This is a genomic window from Jiangella alba (genome assembly GCF_900106035.1).
GTDB lineage: Bacteria > Actinomycetota > Actinomycetes > Jiangellales > Jiangellaceae > Jiangella > Jiangella alba.
The window spans coordinates 1698699-1717072 of the sequence record NZ_FNUC01000003.1; the positions used below are offsets into that span (position 1 = coordinate 1698699).

Annotated in this window: 18 protein-coding genes, 3 pseudogenes and 1 riboswitch; of the genes and pseudogenes, 14 read left to right on the top strand and 7 right to left on the bottom strand. The window is 74.0% G+C overall.

Annotated features, from left to right (window positions below):
- Together BLV02_RS10300 and BLV02_RS10305 are read right to left on the bottom strand one after the other, a co-directional pair.
- The gene (locus BLV02_RS10300; RefSeq protein ID WP_069112928.1) at positions 1 to 801 is read right to left on the bottom strand and encodes an ABC transporter permease; all 801 of its coding nucleotides are present in this window, start codon (positions 799 to 801) and stop codon (positions 1 to 3) included.
- The gene (locus tag BLV02_RS10305; protein WP_069112927.1) at positions 798 to 1712 is read right to left on the bottom strand and encodes an ABC transporter ATP-binding protein; all 915 of its coding nucleotides are present in this window, start codon (positions 1710 to 1712) and stop codon (positions 798 to 800) included. Before BLV02_RS10305 ends, BLV02_RS10300 begins: the two co-directional genes overlap by 4 nt.
- A 361-nt stretch (positions 1713 to 2073) precedes the next feature.
- On the opposite strand from BLV02_RS10305, the gene BLV02_RS10310 reads away from it, so the two are divergent.
- The 12 genes and pseudogenes from BLV02_RS10310 to BLV02_RS10360 all read left to right on the top strand — a co-directional run bounded on the left by BLV02_RS10310 (position 2074) and on the right by BLV02_RS10360 (position 12272).
- Positions 2074 to 2697: a Uma2 family endonuclease gene (locus BLV02_RS10310; protein WP_171906804.1), complete on the top strand. Its 624-nt coding sequence runs from the start codon at positions 2074 to 2076 to the stop codon at positions 2695 to 2697.
- Positions 2698 to 2827: 130 nt separating this feature from the next.
- Positions 2828 to 2971, top strand: a riboswitch (FMN riboswitch).
- Positions 2972 to 3106: 135 nt separating this feature from the next.
- Positions 3107 to 3865, top strand: a pseudogene (ribD, locus tag BLV02_RS38520) (bifunctional diaminohydroxyphosphoribosylaminopyrimidine deaminase/5-amino-6-(5-phosphoribosylamino)uracil reductase RibD); the annotation flags it as partial.
- A gap of 255 nt (positions 3866 to 4120) precedes the next feature.
- Positions 4121 to 4549, top strand: a pseudogene (locus BLV02_RS38525) (RibD family protein); the annotation flags it as partial.
- A gap of 4 nt (positions 4550 to 4553) precedes the next feature.
- Complete coding sequence (locus BLV02_RS10320; RefSeq protein ID WP_069112925.1) at positions 4554 to 5264, top strand: riboflavin synthase; 711 nt, start codon at positions 4554 to 4556, stop codon at positions 5262 to 5264.
- Positions 5261 to 6541, top strand: a complete 1281-nt coding sequence (locus BLV02_RS10325; protein ID WP_069112924.1) for a bifunctional 3,4-dihydroxy-2-butanone-4-phosphate synthase/GTP cyclohydrolase II — start codon at positions 5261 to 5263, stop codon at positions 6539 to 6541. Before BLV02_RS10320 ends, BLV02_RS10325 begins: the two co-directional genes overlap by 4 nt.
- Entirely contained in the window at positions 6538 to 7014 is a 477-nt protein-coding gene (gene ribH, locus BLV02_RS10330) for a 6,7-dimethyl-8-ribityllumazine synthase (protein ID WP_069112923.1), read from the top strand. Before BLV02_RS10325 ends, ribH begins: the two co-directional genes overlap by 4 nt.
- Positions 7015 to 7458: 444 nt before the next feature.
- Positions 7459 to 7722 carry a phosphoribosyl-ATP diphosphatase gene (locus tag BLV02_RS10335; RefSeq protein WP_053208120.1) on the top strand — a complete coding sequence of 88 codons (264 nt, stop codon included), beginning with the start codon at positions 7459 to 7461 and terminating at the stop codon, positions 7720 to 7722.
- Position 7723: 1 nt separating this feature from the next.
- Complete coding sequence (hisG, locus tag BLV02_RS10340; protein WP_069112922.1) at positions 7724 to 8575, top strand: ATP phosphoribosyltransferase; 852 nt, start codon at positions 7724 to 7726, stop codon at positions 8573 to 8575.
- Between the two features lie 92 nt (positions 8576 to 8667).
- Complete coding sequence (locus BLV02_RS10345) at positions 8668 to 9189, top strand: SigE family RNA polymerase sigma factor (RefSeq protein ID WP_069112921.1); 522 nt, start codon at positions 8668 to 8670, stop codon at positions 9187 to 9189.
- Complete coding sequence (locus BLV02_RS10350; protein ID WP_069112920.1) at positions 9186 to 10436, top strand: hypothetical protein; 1251 nt, start codon at positions 9186 to 9188, stop codon at positions 10434 to 10436. Before BLV02_RS10345 ends, BLV02_RS10350 begins: the two co-directional genes overlap by 4 nt.
- 76 nt (positions 10437 to 10512) lie before the next feature.
- Entirely contained in the window at positions 10513 to 11034 is a 522-nt protein-coding gene (locus BLV02_RS10355; RefSeq protein WP_069112919.1) for a SigE family RNA polymerase sigma factor, read from the top strand.
- Positions 11031 to 12272 carry a hypothetical protein gene (locus tag BLV02_RS10360; protein ID WP_069112918.1) on the top strand — a complete coding sequence of 414 codons (1242 nt, stop codon included), beginning with the start codon at positions 11031 to 11033 and terminating at the stop codon, positions 12270 to 12272. The genes BLV02_RS10355 and BLV02_RS10360 overlap by 4 nt, the downstream gene beginning before the upstream one ends.
- Here the strand turns inward: BLV02_RS10360 and BLV02_RS10365 are convergent.
- From BLV02_RS10365 to BLV02_RS10375, 3 genes are read right to left on the bottom strand one after another with little or no spacing between them, the layout of a single operon-like run.
- Positions 12269 to 13099: an MOSC domain-containing protein gene (locus tag BLV02_RS10365; RefSeq protein WP_069112917.1), complete on the bottom strand. Its 831-nt coding sequence runs from the start codon at positions 13097 to 13099 to the stop codon at positions 12269 to 12271. The two genes, BLV02_RS10360 and BLV02_RS10365, sit on opposite strands and share 4 nt — an antisense overlap.
- Positions 13100 to 13109: 10 nt before the next feature.
- The gene (locus BLV02_RS10370) at positions 13110 to 13712 is read right to left on the bottom strand and encodes a uridine kinase family protein (RefSeq protein WP_069112916.1); all 603 of its coding nucleotides are present in this window, start codon (positions 13710 to 13712) and stop codon (positions 13110 to 13112) included.
- On the bottom strand, positions 13712 to 14920 hold the full coding sequence (locus BLV02_RS10375) for a type III PLP-dependent enzyme domain-containing protein (protein ID WP_069112989.1): 1209 nt from the start codon (positions 14918 to 14920) through the stop codon (positions 13712 to 13714). The genes BLV02_RS10370 and BLV02_RS10375 overlap by 1 nt, the downstream gene beginning before the upstream one ends.
- Positions 14921 to 15106: 186 nt before the next feature.
- On the opposite strand from BLV02_RS10375, the gene BLV02_RS10380 reads away from it, so the two are divergent.
- A complete protein-coding gene (locus BLV02_RS10380) occupies positions 15107 to 15616 on the top strand; it encodes a SixA phosphatase family protein (protein WP_069112915.1) in 510 nt (169 codons plus the stop codon).
- Here BLV02_RS10380 and serB read toward each other — a convergent pair.
- Positions 15613 to 16839: a phosphoserine phosphatase SerB gene (gene serB, locus BLV02_RS10385; protein ID WP_069112914.1), complete on the bottom strand. Its 1227-nt coding sequence runs from the start codon at positions 16837 to 16839 to the stop codon at positions 15613 to 15615. The genes BLV02_RS10380 and serB overlap by 4 nt on opposite strands.
- A gap of 14 nt (positions 16840 to 16853) precedes the next feature.
- Positions 16854 to 17609, bottom strand: coding sequence for a hypothetical protein (locus tag BLV02_RS10390; protein ID WP_069112913.1), 756 nt, complete (start codon positions 17607 to 17609; stop codon positions 16854 to 16856).
- A 101-nt stretch (positions 17610 to 17710) separates the two neighbouring features.
- Between BLV02_RS10390 and BLV02_RS38530 the strand changes: the two are divergent.
- A pseudogene (locus BLV02_RS38530) lies at positions 17711 to 18235 on the top strand (ABC transporter ATP-binding protein); the annotation flags it as partial.
- Between the last annotated feature and the right edge of the window lie 139 nt (positions 18236 to 18374).

Sequence of the window (18374 nt, forward strand, 5' to 3'; positions counted from 1 at the left end):
TCACACGTCGCGGCGACGGAAGACGACGAACGCCGCGACCAGCACGGCGACCACGCCCAGGCACATTCCGCCCAGGTTCAGCCAGGGGTGCGGATACTCGGGGTCCGGCACCGTCGCGAACACCGCGGCCGCACCTCGCGTCGGCCACACGTCGACGAGGCCCTGCAGCCACGACGGGAACAGCCCGGCGAGCGCGGGCACCAGGAACACGATCCCGACGAGCGTGGCCAGCGCACCCGCGGTCGCCCGCATGATCGTGCCCAGACCGGCCGCGAGCAGCGCGATCGCCGTCAGGTACAGCCCGCCACCGCCGACGGCCGCCAGCACGCCGGGATCGCCGAGCGACGCCGACGGCACGTCCTGCGCGCTCAGCATCGCCTGCCCGAGCAGGAACGACGCGAGCATCAGCAGCTGACCGGCCACGACGGCGACCGCGGCGGCCACCGCCACCTTGGCCGCCAGCAGCCGGCTCCGGCGCGGCGTCGCCATCAGCGACGTCTGCATCAGGCCGGTGGCGTACTCGGACGTGACGACCAGGATGCCCAGGACGCCGATGATGAGCTGCGCGACGATGTACGTCGTCAGGCTGAGGTTGGTCGGGTCCCAGGCGGCCCGCTCCGCCGCGGTCGCCTCCGCATAGTCGGTCCCGGCCGAGCTCATCGCCAGCGCCGTGACACCGAGCCCGACGCCGAAGAGGCAGGCCAGCGTCGACCAGGTCGACCGGAGACTGCGGAGCTTGACCCACTCCGCGCGCAGGGTGTCGGCGAACGTCACTGCGCGTGCCGTGGCCAGGGTGCTCATGCGGCCACCCCCTGGTACTGGACGCTGTCCCTGGTCAGCTCCATGAAGGCGTCCTCGAGCGAGGCGCGCTGCGGGGTGAGCTCGCTGAGCGCGACGCCGTGGAAGGCGGCGAGCGCGCCGACGTCGTCGCTGCTCATGCCGGAAACGACCAGCGACGACTCCAGTCCTTCGCGGACGGTGGCGCCGGCGGCGGTCAGCCGCAGGGCGAACGCGCCCGGCTCGCGCGTGCGGACGACGACGGTGCCCTCGCCGCTCGCGCGCAGGAACTCGCTCATGCCGGTGTCCGCGATGACCCGGCCGCGGCCGATGACGACGAGGTGGTCGGCACTCTGCGCCATCTCGCTCATCAGGTGGCTGGACACCAGCACCGACCGCCCTTCTCGCGCGAGCGAGCGCATGAGATCGCGGATCCACCGGATGCCCCCGGGGTCCAGCCCGTTCACCGGCTCGTCGAAGATCAGCGCCTGCGGATCGCCGAGCAGGGTCGCCGCGATGCCGAGCCGCTGCCGCATGCCCAGCGAGAACCCACCGGCGCGCTTGCCGGCCACGCCGTCGAGCCCGGTCCGCGCCAGCACCTCGTCGACCCGGCGGCGGGGGAGCCCGTTGCTCAGCGCGAGCGCCAGCAGGTGGTCGCGGGCGGTCCGGCCACCGTGGACGGCGCCGGCGTCGAGCAGCGCGCCGACCGTCGTCAGCGGGACGGGCAGGTCGCGGTAGCGGCGGCCGCCGATGGTCACCGAGCCGTGGGTCGGCGCGGCCAGCCCCGTGATCATCTTCATCGTGGTGGACTTGCCGGCGCCGTTCGGCCCGAGGAACCCGGTCACCTGGCCGGGTTCGACGGTGAACGAGACGTCGTCCACCACGGTGTCGGGTCCGTAGCGTTTGGTCAGTCCGCGTACCTCGATCGTCGTCATGAGGCGATCGTGACCGCCCGATCCGGGCGGTTCCGGAGAGCTTCTGGGAGAACTCTGTGAGCCGGGCCTTTGGTGGGGCCGGTTGCCCGGTGTCGAGCCGGCGGCGGGACGGGCCGGGGCGGCCGGACTCACAGGAAATCCTGGCCTCGTCATGCGTCCTCTCCGGCGTTTCGAAGGGCGCGAGTTAGCCCGGAAGTTAGCCCGGACGGGCTCGATTCGGTCGGGCAAACTTGCCCGGAAACGGGCAACCGCCGAACCCGGATTTCGAGGCGACAACCGGCGTTCGAGCTGCTTAGCGTGGTGTGAGTCGCGGATCGTCCGCGCTGCGCCGGCAGGCGTACAGCACCCCCGAGGAGTCGTCGTGAACGTTGCCCAGTTGCTGGCCCACTCGCCCGGATCACGCGGCTACCGAGCCGCCGACCTCCGTGCCCTGCCCGACGGCGGGCCGCGCTACGAGGTCATCGAGGGGTGCGTCCAGGTGTCGCCGCCGCCGTCCGTCGCCGAGACCGTGGTCTGGCGGTGGCTGGCGAACACCCTCGAGGTCGCCAACCGGGGCAGTCCGCAGATCGTCGATCGCGGTCAGCCGGTGCGCATTGGCGTGCACGACGAGGTGCGGCCGGACGTCGTGGTGGCCCAGGTGGCGCTGGCCGAGACCACGCCCATCCCGGTCGGTGCGCTGACATTGGTGGTGGAGGTGGTGTCGTCCACGTCGGCGCTCCGCGACACCGTGACGAAACGGGCGTTGTACGCACGGGCGGGCGTGCCGGCGTACTGGATCGTGACCCCGCGGCGTCGTCCGCCCGATGTCGAGGTCACCGAGCTGCGCCGCGACGCGGCGACGGGCGCGTACGCGGAACGGACTCCGGCCACGTCGGCGAGATTCAGTACCGACCACCCGTGGCCGCTCGCCGTCGACGTGCCCGCCCTCGCCGACCTCTGGTCGGTCTTGGCGCCGTCGGCGGCTGACGACTGGGAGGTGGTCTGAGCTGGGGAGACGACAGGCGATCCGGCAGCGAGGTGACGAGGGTCAGGAGGTGATCCCCATGTGACAAGAAGCACGGAGCGTGGCTGGGGAATGCGTTCCGCGCGGTGGCGGTTAGGCTTCAAGAGACACGACGCGTGCTCCGGGGTCGGTGAAAGTCCGAACCGGCGGTGACAGTCCGCGACCCGGCCGGCGTCCGCACCAGCGGGCGACGGACGGTTGACCCGGTGGAACTCCGGGACCGACGGTGAAAGTCCGGATGGGAGGCAGCACGCGCGGCCGTCTCGGCAGGTCGCGCCCTGGTGCGCGTCCGTACCGCCGAGCCGGTCGTCTGTGGCGCACCCGCGTCCGCCCCGGAGCTCGCCCGACGAGGCGAGGAGGACCGGTGGCGAGTCCGGTGGAGCTGACGGCCATGCGCCGCGCCATCGAGCTGTCCTTGAACGGCGCCTCCACGACGCCGCCCAATCCCGACGTCGGCTGCGTCATCCTCGACGCGACCGGCGCGACGGTGGGCGATGGCTGGCACGCCCGGCCCGGCGGACCGCATGCCGAGGTCGACGCGCTCACCCAGGCCGGCGAACGAGCCCGTGGCGGCACCGCCGTCGTCACGCTGGAACCGTGCGATCACACCGGGCGCACCGGTCCGTGCACGCAGGCGCTGATCGAGGCCGGCATCGCGCGCGTGGTCGTGGCGGTCGCCGATCCGAACCCGGTCGCCGCCGGGGGCGCGGCGACGCTGCGGGCGCACGGCGTGGACACGGAACTGGGCGTGCTGGCGGACGAGGCGGCCGAAGCGAACGCGCGCTGGCTCACGCCGTTCCGCACCCATCGGCCGTTCGTGGTCTGGAAGTTCGCCGCGACGCTCGACGGGCGAAGCGCGGCCGCCGACGGCACCAGCCGCTGGATCACCGGACCCGAGGCCCGCGCCGACGTACACCGGCTCCGCGCCGCTGTCGACACCGTGGTCGTGGGGGCGGGTACCGTGCGGGCGGACGATCCGCGGCTCACCGTCCGCCTCGCCGCGGACGACGCGACCGATGCCGCTGGCACGACCGACGCGACCGGCGCGGCCGACGCGACCGGCGCGGCCGACGCTGCTGGCGTGGCCGACGCTGCTGGCGTGGCCGACGTGGCCGACGTGGCCGGCGCTGCTGGTGCGGCCGATGCTGCCGGCTCGGCGGCCGCGGTTGCCGCCGCCGGCGGTGTCGTGGGTGCCGAAAGGGTGGATGCGACGGTGCCCGGCGGCGCCGAAACCGTAGGCGGCCCGATGCCCGGCGGCGCTGGAACCGACGCCTTCCCGCTCGCCAACGCCGGCGCTGTGATGGCCGACGGCGGCGCTGCCTTGACCGACGCTGCCTTGACCAATGCTGCCGGCGCGACCGGCGGCGCTGGGGCAGGCGGTGGCCGCCCGGCGCAGGCTGCCGTGGCGCCGGGTGGGCCGGCCGTGGTGCAGCCGTTGCGGGTCGTCGTCGACAGTGGGGGGACGACGCCGGCGTCGGCGAGGGTGCGCGACGACGAGGCGGAGACGTGGATTGCGACGGCCGAGGAGGTCGGCGCGACCGCTGATGGGCGCGTCGACCTCGCCAGGCTCCTGACCCGGTTGTACGAGCGCGGCCAGCGCTATGTCCTGCTCGAAGGCGGCCCGACGCTGGCCGGGGCGTTCTGGCGGGCCGGTCTGATCGACCGGGTCGTCGGCTACGTCGCGCCCGCGCTGCTCGGCGCCGGACCGGCCGCGCTGGCCGACGCCGGCGTGAACACCATCGACGCCGCGATCAGGCTGGATGTCGCCGACGTGCGGATGGTCGGGCCCGATCTGCGTATCACCGCAACCCCGCACGACCACAGGAAGGCGTGAGGCCATGTTCACCGGGATCGTCGAGGAACTGGGCGAACTCGTCGCCATCGAGGGCGACGCCGACGACGGGCGGCTCACCGTCCGCGGCCCGAAGGTCGCCGAGGACGCCGTGCACGGCGCGTCCATCGCCGTCGACGGCGTCTGCCTGACCGTCACCGCCATCGACGGCGACACCTTCACCGTCGACGTCATGCGTGAGACGTTCGACCGCAGCACGCTGGCGAAGCTGAGCACCGGCAACGTCGTCAACCTCGAGCGGGCGGTGCGGGCCAGCGACCGGCTCGGCGGCCACATCGTGCAGGGCCACGTCGACGGCGTCGGCACGGTGGTGTCGCGCACGCCGGGCAGCCGCTGGGAGGTCGTCCGCATCGGCGCGCCCGCCGGCCTGCTGCGCTACGTCGCGGAGAAGGGATCGATCGCCGTCGACGGTGTCTCGCTGACGGTATCCGGGCTCGGCGCGGACTGGTTCGAGGTGAGCCTGATCCCGACCACGCTCGAGCTGACGACGCTCGGCCGCCGGCAACCGGGCGACGGCGTGAACCTCGAGGTCGACGTGGTCGCGAAGTACGTCGAGCGGCTTCTGGCGAGCGGAACGGGCGAGGCCGGCGGGGCCGGCGGGGCCGGCGGGGCCAGCGAGGCTGGCGGCACAGGTGAGGCCAGCGGGGCGAACGGAACGGGCGTGACCGGCGAGAACACGACAGAGGTGGACGCATGACCGTGCAACTGGACACCGTCGAGCGGGCGATCGCCGACATCGCCGCGGGCAAGGCGGTGGTCGTCGTCGACGACGAGGACAGGGAGAACGAGGGCGACCTGATCTTCGCCGCCGCCAAGGCCACACCGGAGCTGATGGGGTTCACCATCCGGCACACGTCGGGCGTCATCTGCGTCCCGATGCTCGGCGGCGAGCTCGACCGGCTCGACCTCCCGCCGATGACCGTCGTCAACGAGGACCGCAAGGGCACCGCGTTCGCCGTGTCCGTCGACGCGCGGCACGGCATCACGACCGGCATCTCAGCGGCCGAGCGGGCCCACACGGCGCGGGTGCTGGCCGACTCCGCGACGGAGGCGTACGAGCTCAGCCGGCCGGGGCACGTGTTCCCGCTGCGTGCGCGCGAGGGCGGCGTGCTCACCCGTCCCGGGCACACCGAGGCCGCGGTCGACCTCGCTCGGCTGGCCGGCCTGACGCCCGCGGGCGTGCTGTGCGAGATCGTCCACGACGACGGCTCGATGATGCGGGCGCCGGCGCTGCGCGAGTTCGCCGACGAGCACGGGCTGGCGATGATCTCCATCGCCGACCTCATCCGGTACCGCCGCCGCACCGAGCGGCAGATCGAACGGGTCGCCTCGACCCGCCTGCCGACGGTTCACGGCACATTCACGGCGCACGCCTACCGCGACGTCCTCGACGGGAGCGAGCACGTCGCCATGGTCATGGGCGACGTCGGGGCCGACGCGGTGGGCGACGAGGCGGTGCTGGTCAGACTGCATTCCGAGTGCCTGACGGGCGACGCGTTCAGCTCGCTGCGCTGCGACTGCGGCCCGCAGTTGCGCGCCGCCATGGACCTCGTCGCCGGCGCCGGCCGCGGCGTCGTCGTGTACCTGCGCGGTCACGAGGGCCGCGGCATCGGGCTGGCGCACAAGCTGCAGGCGTACGAGCTGCAGGACGGCGGTCTCGACACCGTCGACGCCAACGTCGAGCTGGGCCTGCCCGCCGACGCCCGCGACTACGGGACGGGCGCGCAGATCCTCGCCGACCTCGGCGTGCGCACCATCGCGCTCATGACGAACAACCCGGCCAAGCTGACCGGCGTCGAGGGGTACGGGCTCAAGCTGGCCGAGCGGGTCGACCTGCCGGTCGCCGTCAACCCCGAGAACCTGCGGTACCTGACGACGAAGCGGGACCGCATGGGTCACGAGCTGGGCGATCTGCCAATCTCTGAGCTACCAGGCTCTGAGGATTCCGCGGAACGAGAGGACACCGGACGATGAGTGGTCAGGGCGCGCCCGAACTGCAGGTGGGCAAGGTGGGCGACCTCCGGGTCGCGGTCGTCGCGTCGCTGTGGCATCAGCAGGTCATGGACGGCCTGATCGCCGGTGCGCAGCGGGCGCTGGGCGAGGCCGGGGTGCACGACCCGCTGATCCTGCGGGTGCCGGGATCGTTCGAGCTGCCCGTCGTCGCGGCGCGGCTGGCGCGGGCCAACTACGAGGCCGTCGTGGCGCTCGGCGTGGTGGTCCGGGGCGAAACGCCGCACTTCGACTACGTCTGCCAGGCGGCTACCGACGGCCTCACCCGGGTCGCCGTCGACACCGGGGTCCCGGTCGGCTTCGGCGTCCTGACCTGCGACGACGAAGCGCAGGCGCTGGCTCGGGCCGGGCTCCCGGGGTCCAAGGAGGACAAAGGTTACGAGGCGACGCAAGCCGCGCTTGCCACGGTCGTCGCGTTGCGCGCCTGCTACGCCTGAGGCGGGTGGGGCGTCACATGCGGCAGGTGAGGTGAGCGACGTCTGAGGCGGGCGGAGGCGGTCCGCGCGCTGGCGGGTGGCGCCTGAGGCGGGCGGCGGCGGTCGGCGCGCTGATGGGCGACGCTCGCAGGCGGGGCGGAAGCGGCGCACGCGCTGGTGAGTGACGTGTGAGGCGGCGGGGCTGTCCGCGCGCTGGCTGGGACGTCTGAGGCGGGTGGGGGCAGCTCGCGCGCCGGCGGGCGGCGAACGGGCGCGGGGCGGAAGCGGCGCACACGCTGGCACGCGGCGCCTGAGGCGGAGCGGTGGGCGACGAGGGAGCCGGCCGCGCAAGCCGACCGCGCAAGCCGACCGCGCGGGCGGAAGAGCGCTGGTCGAACGGCCGGGACTGTCCGGCTCGTGAACCAGGCGGCGGCGAGGGGCACGGTATCCGTACCCTTGTGCGACGTGAAGAGTTTCGAGGACCTCTGGGTCGAGCTGTCGGCGAAGGTGGAGTCCGGTGCGGCCGGTTCCGGCACCGTCGAGGCGGTCCGCCATGGGGTCCATCACGTCGGCAAGAAGGTCGTGGAAGAGGCCGCCGAGGCGTGGATGGCGGCTGAGCACGAGAGCACCGAACGGGCAGCCGAGGAGATCTCGCAGCTGCTCTACCACGTTCAGGTGCTCATGCTCGCCCGCGGCATCACCCTCGCCGACGTCTACGAGAGGCTCTGACATGACGCTACGCATCGCCGTGCCCAACAAGGGCTCGCTGTCCGGACCGGCCGCAGAGATGATGCGCGAGGCCGGCTACCGGCAGCGCGCCGACGGCGGGCGTGAACTGGTGCTGCGCGATCCCGACAACGACGTCGAGTTCTTCTACCTGCGCCCGCGCGACATCGCGGTGTACGTGGGGGCGGGGACGGTCGACGCCGGGATCACGGGGCGCGATCTGCTGCTCGACTCCGGCGCGTCGGCCGAGGAACTGCTGCCGCTCGGCTTCGGCGGCTCCAGCTTCCACTTCGCGACCCGCCCGGGCACCGCCGAGAAGGTGTCCGACTTCGGCGGCCTGCGGGTCGCCACGTCGTTCCCGGGGCTCGTGCGCGACTACCTCGCCGACCGCGGCGTCGACGCGTCGGTGGTGCGGCTCGACGGCGCCGTCGAGACGGCCGTGCAGCTGGGCGTCGCCGACGTCATCGCGGACGTCGTCGAGACAGGGACGACGCTGCGGCAGGCCGGGCTGGAGGTCATCGGCGAGCCGATCCTGCGCTCCGAGGCCGTCCTCATCGCCCGCGCCGGCGGCGAGCGTCCGCCCGCCATCGAGCTGCTGCTGCGCCGCCTCAACGGCGTCATGGTCGCCCGCGGCTACGTGATGATGGACTACGACATCCGCGCCGACCACGTCGACGAGGCCAGCGCGCTCACTCCCGGCCTCGAGTCGCCGACGGTGTCGCCGCTGCACCGCGAGGGCTGGGTCGCCGTCCGGGCCATGGTGCCGCGGGCCGAGGCGCAGAAGGTGATGGACGACCTGTGGGCGGTCGGCGCGCGGGCCATCCTCGTGACGGAGATCCTGGCCTGCCGCATCTGAACCGCCCCCGCGAGGCAGCGATGCAACCCGCAGCCACCGCCGTTCCGTGCACCCGGTGAGGACCTCACCCGGAACGGCAGCGGAGGCGGTGAATGAACGACACGGACGAGGCGTCTTACAAGGACTTCGTCACTGCGCGGCGGCGTGCGCTGCTGCGAACTGCGTTCCTGATGACGGGCGATTGGCACACCGCCGAGGACCTCGTCCAAGAGGTACTGACCAAGCTGTACGTGAGCTGGCGGCGGGTGCATCGCGGCGGCGACATGATGGCGTACGCCCGGCGGGTCCTCGTCAACGCGCACATCGACGGGACCCGGCGGCCGTGGCGGCGGGAGCATGCCGTCGACGTCGTACCGGACCGTCCCGCCGCTGACTCGGCGGAGTCCGGCGATCCGTACACGCGGGAGCGGCTGCTGGCGGCGCTGGCGGTCGTCCCGCCGCGGCAGCGGGCGACGCTCGTGTTGCGGTTCTGGGAGGACCTCGGCGTCGAGCAGGTCGCCGACCTCATGAACTGCAGTTCCGGCAACGTCAAGAGCCAGACGGCGCGCGGCCTGGAGCGGCTGCGCGGCGTGCTCGGCTCCGAGGCATTCACGGAATCGAAGGAGACGTCATGACCGAGCCCACGATCAGGGACCTGTTCCAGAAGACGTTGACCGGCGAGCCGGCCCAGCCTGTCGTTGCCGACGAGGACGTGGTCCGCGGCCGCGCCCGGGTACGGCGGCTGTGGCGCCGCCGCATCGCCGGCGGCGCGGCCGTCCTGGCGGTCGCCGGCCTCGGCGCGGCGGCGGTCCCGGCCGTTCTCGACGACGACCGCGACAACGTGGCGTCGGCCGATGGCGCGGGGAACCCGGCCGACTACCCGCCGCAGATCGGCGCCGACCCGGTCAAGCAACGCATGTGGGACGCGATCGAGTCGGCGCTGCCGGCCGGTGTCGAGGTCGTCCCCGCCGAGGACCTCGAACACGAGGTCGTGCCGGCGCCCGGCCCGAGTATCGAGGTGTACCTGACGCGCGGCACCACCGGTGCGGCCTTCCCCCTCGTCGTGACGTTGGAGCCGACCCGGACCGACCTGCCCGAGTACCGGCCGTGCACCGATCCCGGCCCGCTCGAGGGCACCCCGAGCCAGTGGCTGAACTGCACGGAGGGCCGTGACGACGACGGCGTCTACCGGGCCGCCGGCGATCTGAACGACCTGCACACGACAGCGGTGCTCGCGGAGGACGACCACGCCTCCGTCACCGTGCACTGGCGCGTCGCTCCGCTCGAAGTGTCCGGCGACCAGCCGTCGCCGGGCAGCCCGCCCAGCGCACTGGCGCTGGATCGCGGCGAGGGCGCGGCGATCGCCGACGCGGTGCTCGCGGCCGCCGCGGACCTCGACGCCGCCGACCTCACCAGCGGCGTTCAGCTCGAGGCCGTCGCCGACGCGTGGCTGGAGGTCCGGAACGTCATGGAGGAAGCCCTCGGTGGTGAGATCACGGTGGTCAGGTCGGAGGACCCGGTCGTCGACCTGCAGGACGCCGAGCACCAGGCCGGCACCGTCATGGCCGAGTACGTGGCCGACGACGGCGTCACGGTGGAGCTCTGGTTCTGGCAGCGGCCGCGGGTGTCCGAGCCGATGTGCGTCCAGCTGATCTCGCAGTGCGCCTCGGTCACCGGCGTGATGGAGGCACCGGGCGGGGCGTTCATGGTCGGCAGCATCAGTGGGCCCGGCACGCCGGTGGGGATGCGCGGCAGCACCTGGGTCCGGGTCGCCTCCCGTACCCCGGGCGACGAGCGGCTGCCGGCCCTCCTCGACGACGCTCACCAGGTGCTCCAGGAGCAGCTGGCGCCCCTGGTCGAAGCGCCACTGGACGCCGGCTGAGCCCGATGCAACCCGGAACGCCTCCGCTACCGTCCTAGGGGTGACGGGCGCAGTCAGTGCGTGGGGGAGGCGGTGCATGGCGATCGACGAGGCGTCGTACCGGGAGTTCGTGTTGGTGCGGCGCCGTGGCCTGCTGCGCACCGCGTACCTGCTGACCGGTGACTGGCACGCCGCCGAGGACCTCGTCCAGGAGACCCTGACGAAGCTGTACCTGAGTTGGCGCCGGGTCCGCCGCCGCGAGGACGCGCCGTCGTACGCCCGCCGCATCATGCTCAACGCCTACGTCGACAGCACCCGGCGCCCGTGGCGGCGCGAGCAGGCCGTCCCCGTCGTGCCGGACCGCCCCGGCGGCGACGACCCGGCCGACGCCGGCGACCCCGGCACCAGGTCGCGGCTCATGACGGCGCTCGCGGCGGTGCCGCCGCGTCAGCGGGCGGTGCTCGTGCTGCGGTTCTGGGAGGATCTCGCGGTCGAGCAGGTGGCCGAGCTGCTCGACTGCAGCACCGGCAACGTCAAGAGCCAGTCGGCACGCGGCCTGGACCGGCTGCGCGAGGTGCTCGGCCCGGCCCAGCTCGCCTCGATCAGGGAGGCGCGATGACCGACGACGCGCTCAGGGAACTGTTCGCCGACGCGCTCCTCGACGAGCCGGACCGCATGGTGTCGCCGGACGACGACATCGCCCGCGGCCGCGCCCGCCGGGCCAGGCGCCGCCGCGGCCGCATCACCGCCGGCGTCGTCGGCGTCCTCGCGGCCGGCTCGCTCGGCCTGATCGGGCCGTCGCTCATGCCCGACGACGGCGCACCGGCGGCGGCCGGCGGCACGGCGCCCGAGGACCAGGTCTGGCCCTACGACGGCGCCGCACGGTCGTCGGCCCGCGAACCCGGCGGGTTGACCGGTGGAACGCAGGAGGCCGAGGCACAGACCAGCGGCGTGACGTCCGCCGACCTGCCGTCGGCGGTCGTGGACGCGCTGCCGGCCGACCTCCAGGTGCTGCACCAGGAGTACTACCCGACCCTCCAGCCGGTCATGCAGCTCCAGGTGCAGCGAGACGACGTCGCGTTCCACATCATCGTCCGCCTCCAGGACGCCCGGCCCGACCTGCCGGAGTTCGAGCCGTGCACGACACCGGTGGAGATCCCCGACGGCGTGGCCCGGTGGGATTCCTGCGCGCAGGGCTACGACGACCAGGGTCGCTGGCGCGTCCTCGGATACGCCGGGCCGACCCTGGGAGTGGCCATCGCCGAAGGCGGCAGCGCGTCGGCCATGGTGTCGTGGATGCGCGACCCCATCGAGGCCGCCGACGGCAGGCGGACCGAGGGAGACCTCGCCGAGACGCTGACGTCCGACGAGGCGAACGGCATCGTGGAGGCGGTTTGGGAGGTCGGCGCCCGCGCCGACGCCGCGGACCTCACGTCGGGGTTCGACCTGGCTGCGACGCTCCGGGCCTGGCCGGACATCGAGCTGGCCCTCGAGGCCGTGACGGGGCTCGGCCCGCTGACCCGGGTGGAGTTCGAGGGGAACGACCCGTCACAGATCCGTGCGCGGTACGTCAACGCGGACCGCATCGAGGTCGCGCTGACCATCTGGCAGGACGACCGGTTCTACGACAACCTGTGCACGGGGCCGAAGCCTCGGACGTGCGAGTCCTGGAACACCGGGCCGCCGGACGATCCCCGGTTGGAGCAGCCGATACTCGATTGGGCGCTGGCCGACGAGGGCCTCGGACACGTGCTGATCACCACCAGTGCAGTGGTGGGCGTCGTCCGGGTCGGCGACACGTTGCGCCAGATCATTCCCCGTCGTGTGAGCGTCACGCCGGCATCGAACCCGGACTAGCCCGCGGTGACCTCGACGGCGTCGCCGAGGGAGAGGAGGCCGGGGGCGTCGGGGACGAGGTTCATGCCGAACCAGACCTTGCCGTCCCAGCGGCGGTGCCGGGCCAGCGTGCGCAGCGGCTCCTTGCCGCGCGCCCGGGTGTCGGGGTCGATGGTGGTGAGGACGCAGCGGTCGCACAGCTTGACGGCGCGGAAGGGGACGTCGCCGATGCGGAGACGGCACCAGGTGTCCTCGGCGAACGCGTCGGAGCCGTCGACGACGACGCTGGGGCGGAACCGGCGCATGGGCAACGGTTCGGCCGGCGGGTCCTCGCCGCGCAGCAGCGCCTCCTCGACCACCCAGTCGTTCAGGCGGGCCAGCGACCCGGTGGTCGTGAGCAGCAGCGGGAACGCGTCGGCGAACGAGACGCGGTCGGCGGGCAGGCCGTAGGCGGGGTTCACCGGCCGCCGGGTGGGGTCGTCGAGCCAGACGAGGCGGACGTCGTGGTCGAGCAGCTTGCCGAACCAGGCGTCGGCGGCGGCGCTGGGCCGGACGGCGTCGAGGGTGTTCTTCCAGATCTGCACCGGCACGTACTCGTGCGTCCCGGTGGCGTCGACCTCCAGCGGCGCCGCGTGCGGGCCCTCCAGCCGGAGCCGCCCCCGTCCCAGCGGCGTGGCGGTGACGCTCAGCAGCGCCGGCCACACCCGCGCGGTGACGACGTAGCCGGCGTCGTCGACGACCATCCAGCGGCGGTCGTCGGCCAGCCCCCAGGGCTCGACCTCGGCCTCGGTGCGCGACTGCCCACGCGTCGACTTGACGGGGTAGATGTTCAGCTCGACGACGCGCACACGGCCAACGCTATCCGCTCGCCGCCGTGGCGACGACCTCACGGGCGGGGTCGTGCGGGACCGGCGACGCGGTGTCGACAAGCAGGTCGGCCCGCTCGCGGGTGCGCTCGGCCGCGAACAGCGCCTCCTCCTGACGGGCCCAGCGCGCCCAGTGCGGCCGGAAGCCGTCGCCGTCGCGCTCGAAACCGCGGGCCTGACGCAGGTCGTGCGGCGCGTCGACCCACAGCAGCAGCGACAGGTACGGCGCGCCGGGCGTGGACCCGCTGCCGCAGCCCTCGACGACGAGCACCGGCACGGCCGGGACGTCCACCCAGCCGGCCCAGCGGTCCGCCTGCCAGTCCCACCGCCGGTACCGCGCCGGACGGCCCTCGGCCAGCGGCCGCAGCACCTCGGCGGCGACGGCGGCAGCGGCGTGCGCGAGCCCGTCCCAGCCGGGGTAGAGGTCGTCCATGTGCAGCACGGGCGCGTCGTCGAGCCGCGCCGCCAGCCGCCCGGCCAGCGTCGTCTTGCCGGACCCGGCCGGCCCGTCGACGGCGACGACGATGGTGGCGCCGGCCCGGGGCGGCAGCGACCGGACCCGCGCCGCCAGGTCGTCGAACGTCAGAACCGGCACTAGAGGAACGTCTTGCCGTCCCCGCGGTACGTCGCGATGGTGTCGACCAGCCGCTCGCCGCGCACGAGGTAGTACTGGTCGAACCGCTCGGCCAGCTCGCCGGCCTTGCCGTGCCGGAACCAGACGCGGTCGCCGAGGGCGAGGTCGTCGGCGGGGGAGCCGAGCAGCGGCGTCTGCGCCTCGCCGGCGCCTTCGTCCTTGTCGAGCGTCAGGCCCTCGGGCAGCCACGGCACCGGCAGGCGGTCGTCGCCGGCGGCGCCGCTGGCGACGTAGCCGCCGCCCTGGACGGTGACGACGCCCGGCCCGGGCCGGCGCACCACCGGCACCGCGAAGAACGCCGCCGGACGCGGCGAGAAGCTGGTGTAGCCGTCGAACAGCCGCGGCGCCAGCAGCCCCGACCCGGCGGTGACCTCGGTGATGGACACGTCGGACACGGTGCGCTCGACCGAGCCGCTGCCGCCGCCGTTGACGAACTCGAGGTCGGCGAACTTGCGCACCGCCTCGACCGCCTCGACCCGCCGCTCGGACAGCTCGGCCCACGACCGCTTCTGCATGGAGCGCACCATGCGCCCGCGCCAGCCGCGCCCGGGCGGGGCGTCCTGGACGCCGGCGATCTGCGACTCGTAGCCCATGACGCCGACCAGCCGGAACCCCGGCCGCGACTGCACCGCGTGGGCCAGCCGGACGAGGTCGTCGACGGCGTGCAGCGGCGACCGCTTCGCCCCGACCCGCATGCGCCCGCCCAGCGGCTGCCAGGAGAGGTCCAGCTCGAGGCAGACCCGGATCTCGACCCGCCCGTCGGTCGGCGCCACGGCGTCGACGAGGTCGAGCTGCGCGACGTCGTCGACCATGAGCGTGATGCCGGCCGCCAGCTCGTCGTCGCCGGCCAGCCGGGCCAGGCCGCGGCGGTCGGCGGTGGGGTAGCCGACGACGACGTCGGAGCTGAGCTCGGTGCCCACGAGCCACAGCGCCTCGGACAGCGTCAGCGCCAGCACGCCGTGGAAGCCGTCGCGGCCCAGCACGTCGCGCAGCAGCATGCGGCTGCGCAGTGACTTGCTGGCCACCCGGATGGGCTTGCCCGCCGCGCGCCTGACGAGGTCGGCGGCGTTGACGTCCCACGCCTCCATGTCGATGGCGGCGAGCGGCGCCTCGAAACCGGCCGTGGCCGTGTTCAGCCGGTGCCGCAGATCGGCGCGCGAACTGGCCACCGGCGGCGCCGCGGGGTCGGGGGCGGCTGGCGGCGGCGGGACGTCGGGCACGGTGGCGTCGGCATCGGCATCGGGCACGGTGATCTCCACAGCGAATCCTTACCAGATCGGGACGATCGTGGCTATGCCCGCCATCGCGGGCGACCCCATCCTGCCGCAGGGTACTGGAGCCCTAAGCTTGCATGGATGGCGAGGACCCTCGTGCTCATCCGGCACGCGAAGGCGCAGCACCCCGACGACCGCGCCGACCACGGCCGGGCGCTGGCCGGCCAGGGCCGTCGCGACGCGCCGGTCATCGGCCGCTGGCTGCGCTCGCAGGACGTCGCGCCGCAGGTCGCGGTCGTGTCGAGCGCGCTCCGCACCCGCGAGACGTACCAGCTGCTGGCCGCCGAACTGCCGGCCGCGCCCGACCCGGTCGTCACCGACGACGTCTACTACGCGTCGGCCGGCGACCTCCTCGAGATCGTGCGGGCGCTGCCGCCGGAGGCGGGGTCGGCGGCGATCGTCGGGCACAACCCCGGCATCGGCATGCTCGCCAACGCCCTCGACGACGGCGACTCCACCGTCGGCGACACCACGCGCATGCGCACCGGATTCCCGACGTCGTCGGTCGCGGTGTTCACCGTCGAGGGCGACTGGTCGGCGGTCGACCCGGGCGGCCTCCGGCTGGTCGGCTACCTGGTCGCGCGGGGTTAGCGCACCGGGGGAGCGGGCGTGGGGGTGCCGTCGGCGGCGTCGGCGGCCTCGATGTCGTCGCGGCTGATGCCCAGCAGGTAGAGGATCGCGTCGAGGTACGGGACGTTGACGGCGGTGTCGGCGGCGCTGCGGACCACCGGCTTGGCGTTGAACGCGACGCCCAGCCCGGCGGCCGCGATCATGTCGAGGTCGTTGGCGCCGTCGCCGACCGCGATGGTCTGCGACAGCGGGATGCCCTCGGCGGCGGCGAACCGGGCCAGCGCGGCGGCCTTGCCGGGACGGTCCAGGATCGGCCCGACCAGCCCGCCGGTCAGCACGTCGCCGTCGATCTCGAGCGTGTTGGCGGCCGAGTAGTCGATGCCCAGCTCGTCCGCCAGCGGGTCGGTGATCTGCGAGAACCCGCCGCTGACGATGGCGCACCGGTAGCCGAGCCGCTTCAGCGTGCGCACCAGAGTGCGCGCCCCGGGGGTCAGCTGCACGGCGTCGCGCACCTCGGCGACGGCGGACGCGGGCAGCCCGGCGAGCAGCCGCACCCGCTCGCGCAGCGACGCCGCGAAGTCGAGCTCGCCGCGCATCGCCCGCTCGGTGACGGACGCCACCTGGTCCTGCACCCCGGCATGGGCGGCCAGCATCTCGATGACCTCGCCCTGCACCAGCGTGGAGTCGACGTCCATGACGACCAGCCGCTTGGCCCGGCGCAGCAGCCCCGACGGTTGAACGGCGACGTCGGCGCCCTCGGCCAGCGCGACGGCGGCGAGGTCGGCCCGCAGCCGGGCGGGGTCGGCGCCGGACACCTCGAACTCGATGGACGTGACCGGGTAGGACGCCAGCCGCACGATGCGGTCGATGTTCGCGCCCGCCTTCGCGACGGCGTCGGTGAGCGCCGCGACGGCGCCCGGGCGCAGCGGGAAGCCGAGGACGGTGATGTGGGCGCGGCCCGGCGGGCGGCGGCGGTCGCCGTGGCCGGCCGAGACCTCGATCTCGACGCCGAGCAGCCCGGCGAGATCGGCCAGCGTGCGCCGCAGGGCGGGCTCGTCGGCGGACTTCGGGTTCAGCAGTACCGCGAGGACCAGGCGGCCGCGGACGGTGACTTGTTCGACGTCGAGCACCTCGACGTCGTGGGCGGTCAGCGCCGTGAACAGCTGCGCGGTCAGGCCCGGCCGGTCGCGTCCGGTGAGGGTGACCAGCAGGGTGGTGGCGGGGGGTTCCGGTGGCAGGCTCATCGCAAGCCGCAACGCTATCGCGTGGCCAGCGCGTTGCACGCGGCGGCCAGCGCCGACCGGGAGGCCCGCTCCAGCGGCGTCAGCGCCGCCCGCCGCGACGTGGCCTCGGACGTCGTGACGGCGCCGCCGTCGTCGCCGAGCGCGAACCGGACGACGGCCAGCAGCCGGGCCGCGCGCGCCGCCACGGCCTGCGCCTGCGGCGGGAACGCGCGCGGCAGCGGGTCGGACTGGCGGTTGGTGCGGATGTCGGAGAGCAGCGCCTCGACCTCGGGCCGCCACGACGCGACGTCGAGGTCGGTGAGGATCGACCCGGCCGCCAGCAGCGCCGTCGTCAGCTCCTTGTCGGTGTCGGCGAGCGACGGGGCGGCCGGAGCCGGGCTGGCCGGGCGGACCATCCAGGTGACCATGTGCCCCTGGTCGCCGGGCGGGCCGAACGTGCGGACGTCGGGCACCAGCGCGTACGGCGCGCCGTCGGCGATGACCGCCTCGCCGGCGTCGACCGCGTAGCCGTTGAGGTCGGCCGGACCGCCCAGGCCGCTGGGGTCGCCGGGCGCGGGCAGCGCGACGAGGAACGCCGTGGCGCCGGCCTCGCGCAGCGCCAGCAGCGCCTCGGACAGGCCGGTCGCGGTGGCGGCGCCGGGGACGTCGACGGCGTCGTGCGGCTCGTCGTCGGCGCGGACGCGGTCGACGACGTCGTCGAGACTCGCCTCGTTCCGCAGCCAGGCCGTGCCCCACGCCGCGAGGCGGGCGGAGCGGGGGAGGGTGACCATGACTCAAGAGCCTACGACCCGCCCGCTAGAGTCGTCCGGGGGTTCTGAGGCGGGCAGCGTCGAGGGCCTCGTCCGCCGCACCCGAGGGAGCCGTCCACGCGATGTCCGAAGTGCTGGAACTTGCCGACGTCACGCTCGTGCGCTCGGGCAGCCGCCTGCTCGACGACGTCACCTGGTCGGTGGCCGACGGCGAGCGCTGGGTGATCCTCGGGCCGAACGGCGCCGGCAAGACCACCCTGCTGCAGATCGCGGCCGCGCAACTGCACCCGACCACCGGCTACGCCGCCGTGCTCGGCGAGATGATGGGCGCCGTCGACGTGTTCGAGCTGCGCCCGCGCATCGGCATCACCAGCGCCGCGCTGGCCGAGCGCATCCCGCGGCAGGAATCCGTCCTCGACGTCGTCCAGACCGCCGCCTACGGCGTCGTCGGCCGCTGGCGCGAGTCGTACGAGAACCTCGACTCCGAGCGGGCCCGCTGGCTGCTGGCGCGCATGGGCATCGGGCACCTCGCCGCGCGCACCTTCGGCACGCTGTCCGAGGGCGAGCGCAAGCGCACCCAGCTGGCCCGCGCGCTGATGGCCGACCCCGAGCTGCTGCTGCTCGACGAGCCCACCGCGGGCCTCGACCTCGGCGGCCGCGAGACGCTGGTCGCGACGCTCGGCGAGATCGCCGCCGACCCCGCCTCGCCGGCCACCGTCCTCGTCACCCACCACGTCGAGGAGATCCCGCCCGGGTTCACCCACGCGTTGCTGCTCGCCGGCGGCC

Coding starts and splice junctions, on each gene's coding strand:
- BLV02_RS10390 (WP_069112913.1), bottom strand. CDS start 17,609: ATGGTCACCCTCCCCCGCTCCGCCCGCCTCGCGGCGTGGGGCACGGCC.
- BLV02_RS10300 (WP_069112928.1), bottom strand. CDS start 801: ATGAGCACCCTGGCCACGGCACGCGCAGTGACGTTCGCCGACACCCTG.
- BLV02_RS10380 (WP_069112915.1), top strand. CDS start 15,107: ATGGCGAGGACCCTCGTGCTCATCCGGCACGCGAAGGCGCAGCACCCC.
- hisG (WP_069112922.1), top strand. CDS start 7,724: ATGACGCTACGCATCGCCGTGCCCAACAAGGGCTCGCTGTCCGGACCG.
- serB (WP_069112914.1), bottom strand. CDS start 16,839: ATGAGCCTGCCACCGGAACCCCCCGCCACCACCCTGCTGGTCACCCTC.
- BLV02_RS10305 (WP_069112927.1), bottom strand. CDS start 1,712: ATGACGACGATCGAGGTACGCGGACTGACCAAACGCTACGGACCCGAC.
- BLV02_RS10360 (WP_069112918.1), top strand. CDS start 11,031: ATGACCGACGACGCGCTCAGGGAACTGTTCGCCGACGCGCTCCTCGAC.
- BLV02_RS10320 (WP_069112925.1), top strand. CDS start 4,554: ATGTTCACCGGGATCGTCGAGGAACTGGGCGAACTCGTCGCCATCGAG.
- BLV02_RS10355 (WP_069112919.1), top strand. CDS start 10,513: ATGGCGATCGACGAGGCGTCGTACCGGGAGTTCGTGTTGGTGCGGCGC.
- BLV02_RS10345 (WP_069112921.1), top strand. CDS start 8,668: ATGAACGACACGGACGAGGCGTCTTACAAGGACTTCGTCACTGCGCGG.
- BLV02_RS10350 (WP_069112920.1), top strand. CDS start 9,186: ATGACCGAGCCCACGATCAGGGACCTGTTCCAGAAGACGTTGACCGGC.
- ribH (WP_069112923.1), top strand. CDS start 6,538: ATGAGTGGTCAGGGCGCGCCCGAACTGCAGGTGGGCAAGGTGGGCGAC.
- BLV02_RS10325 (WP_069112924.1), top strand. CDS start 5,261: ATGACCGTGCAACTGGACACCGTCGAGCGGGCGATCGCCGACATCGCC.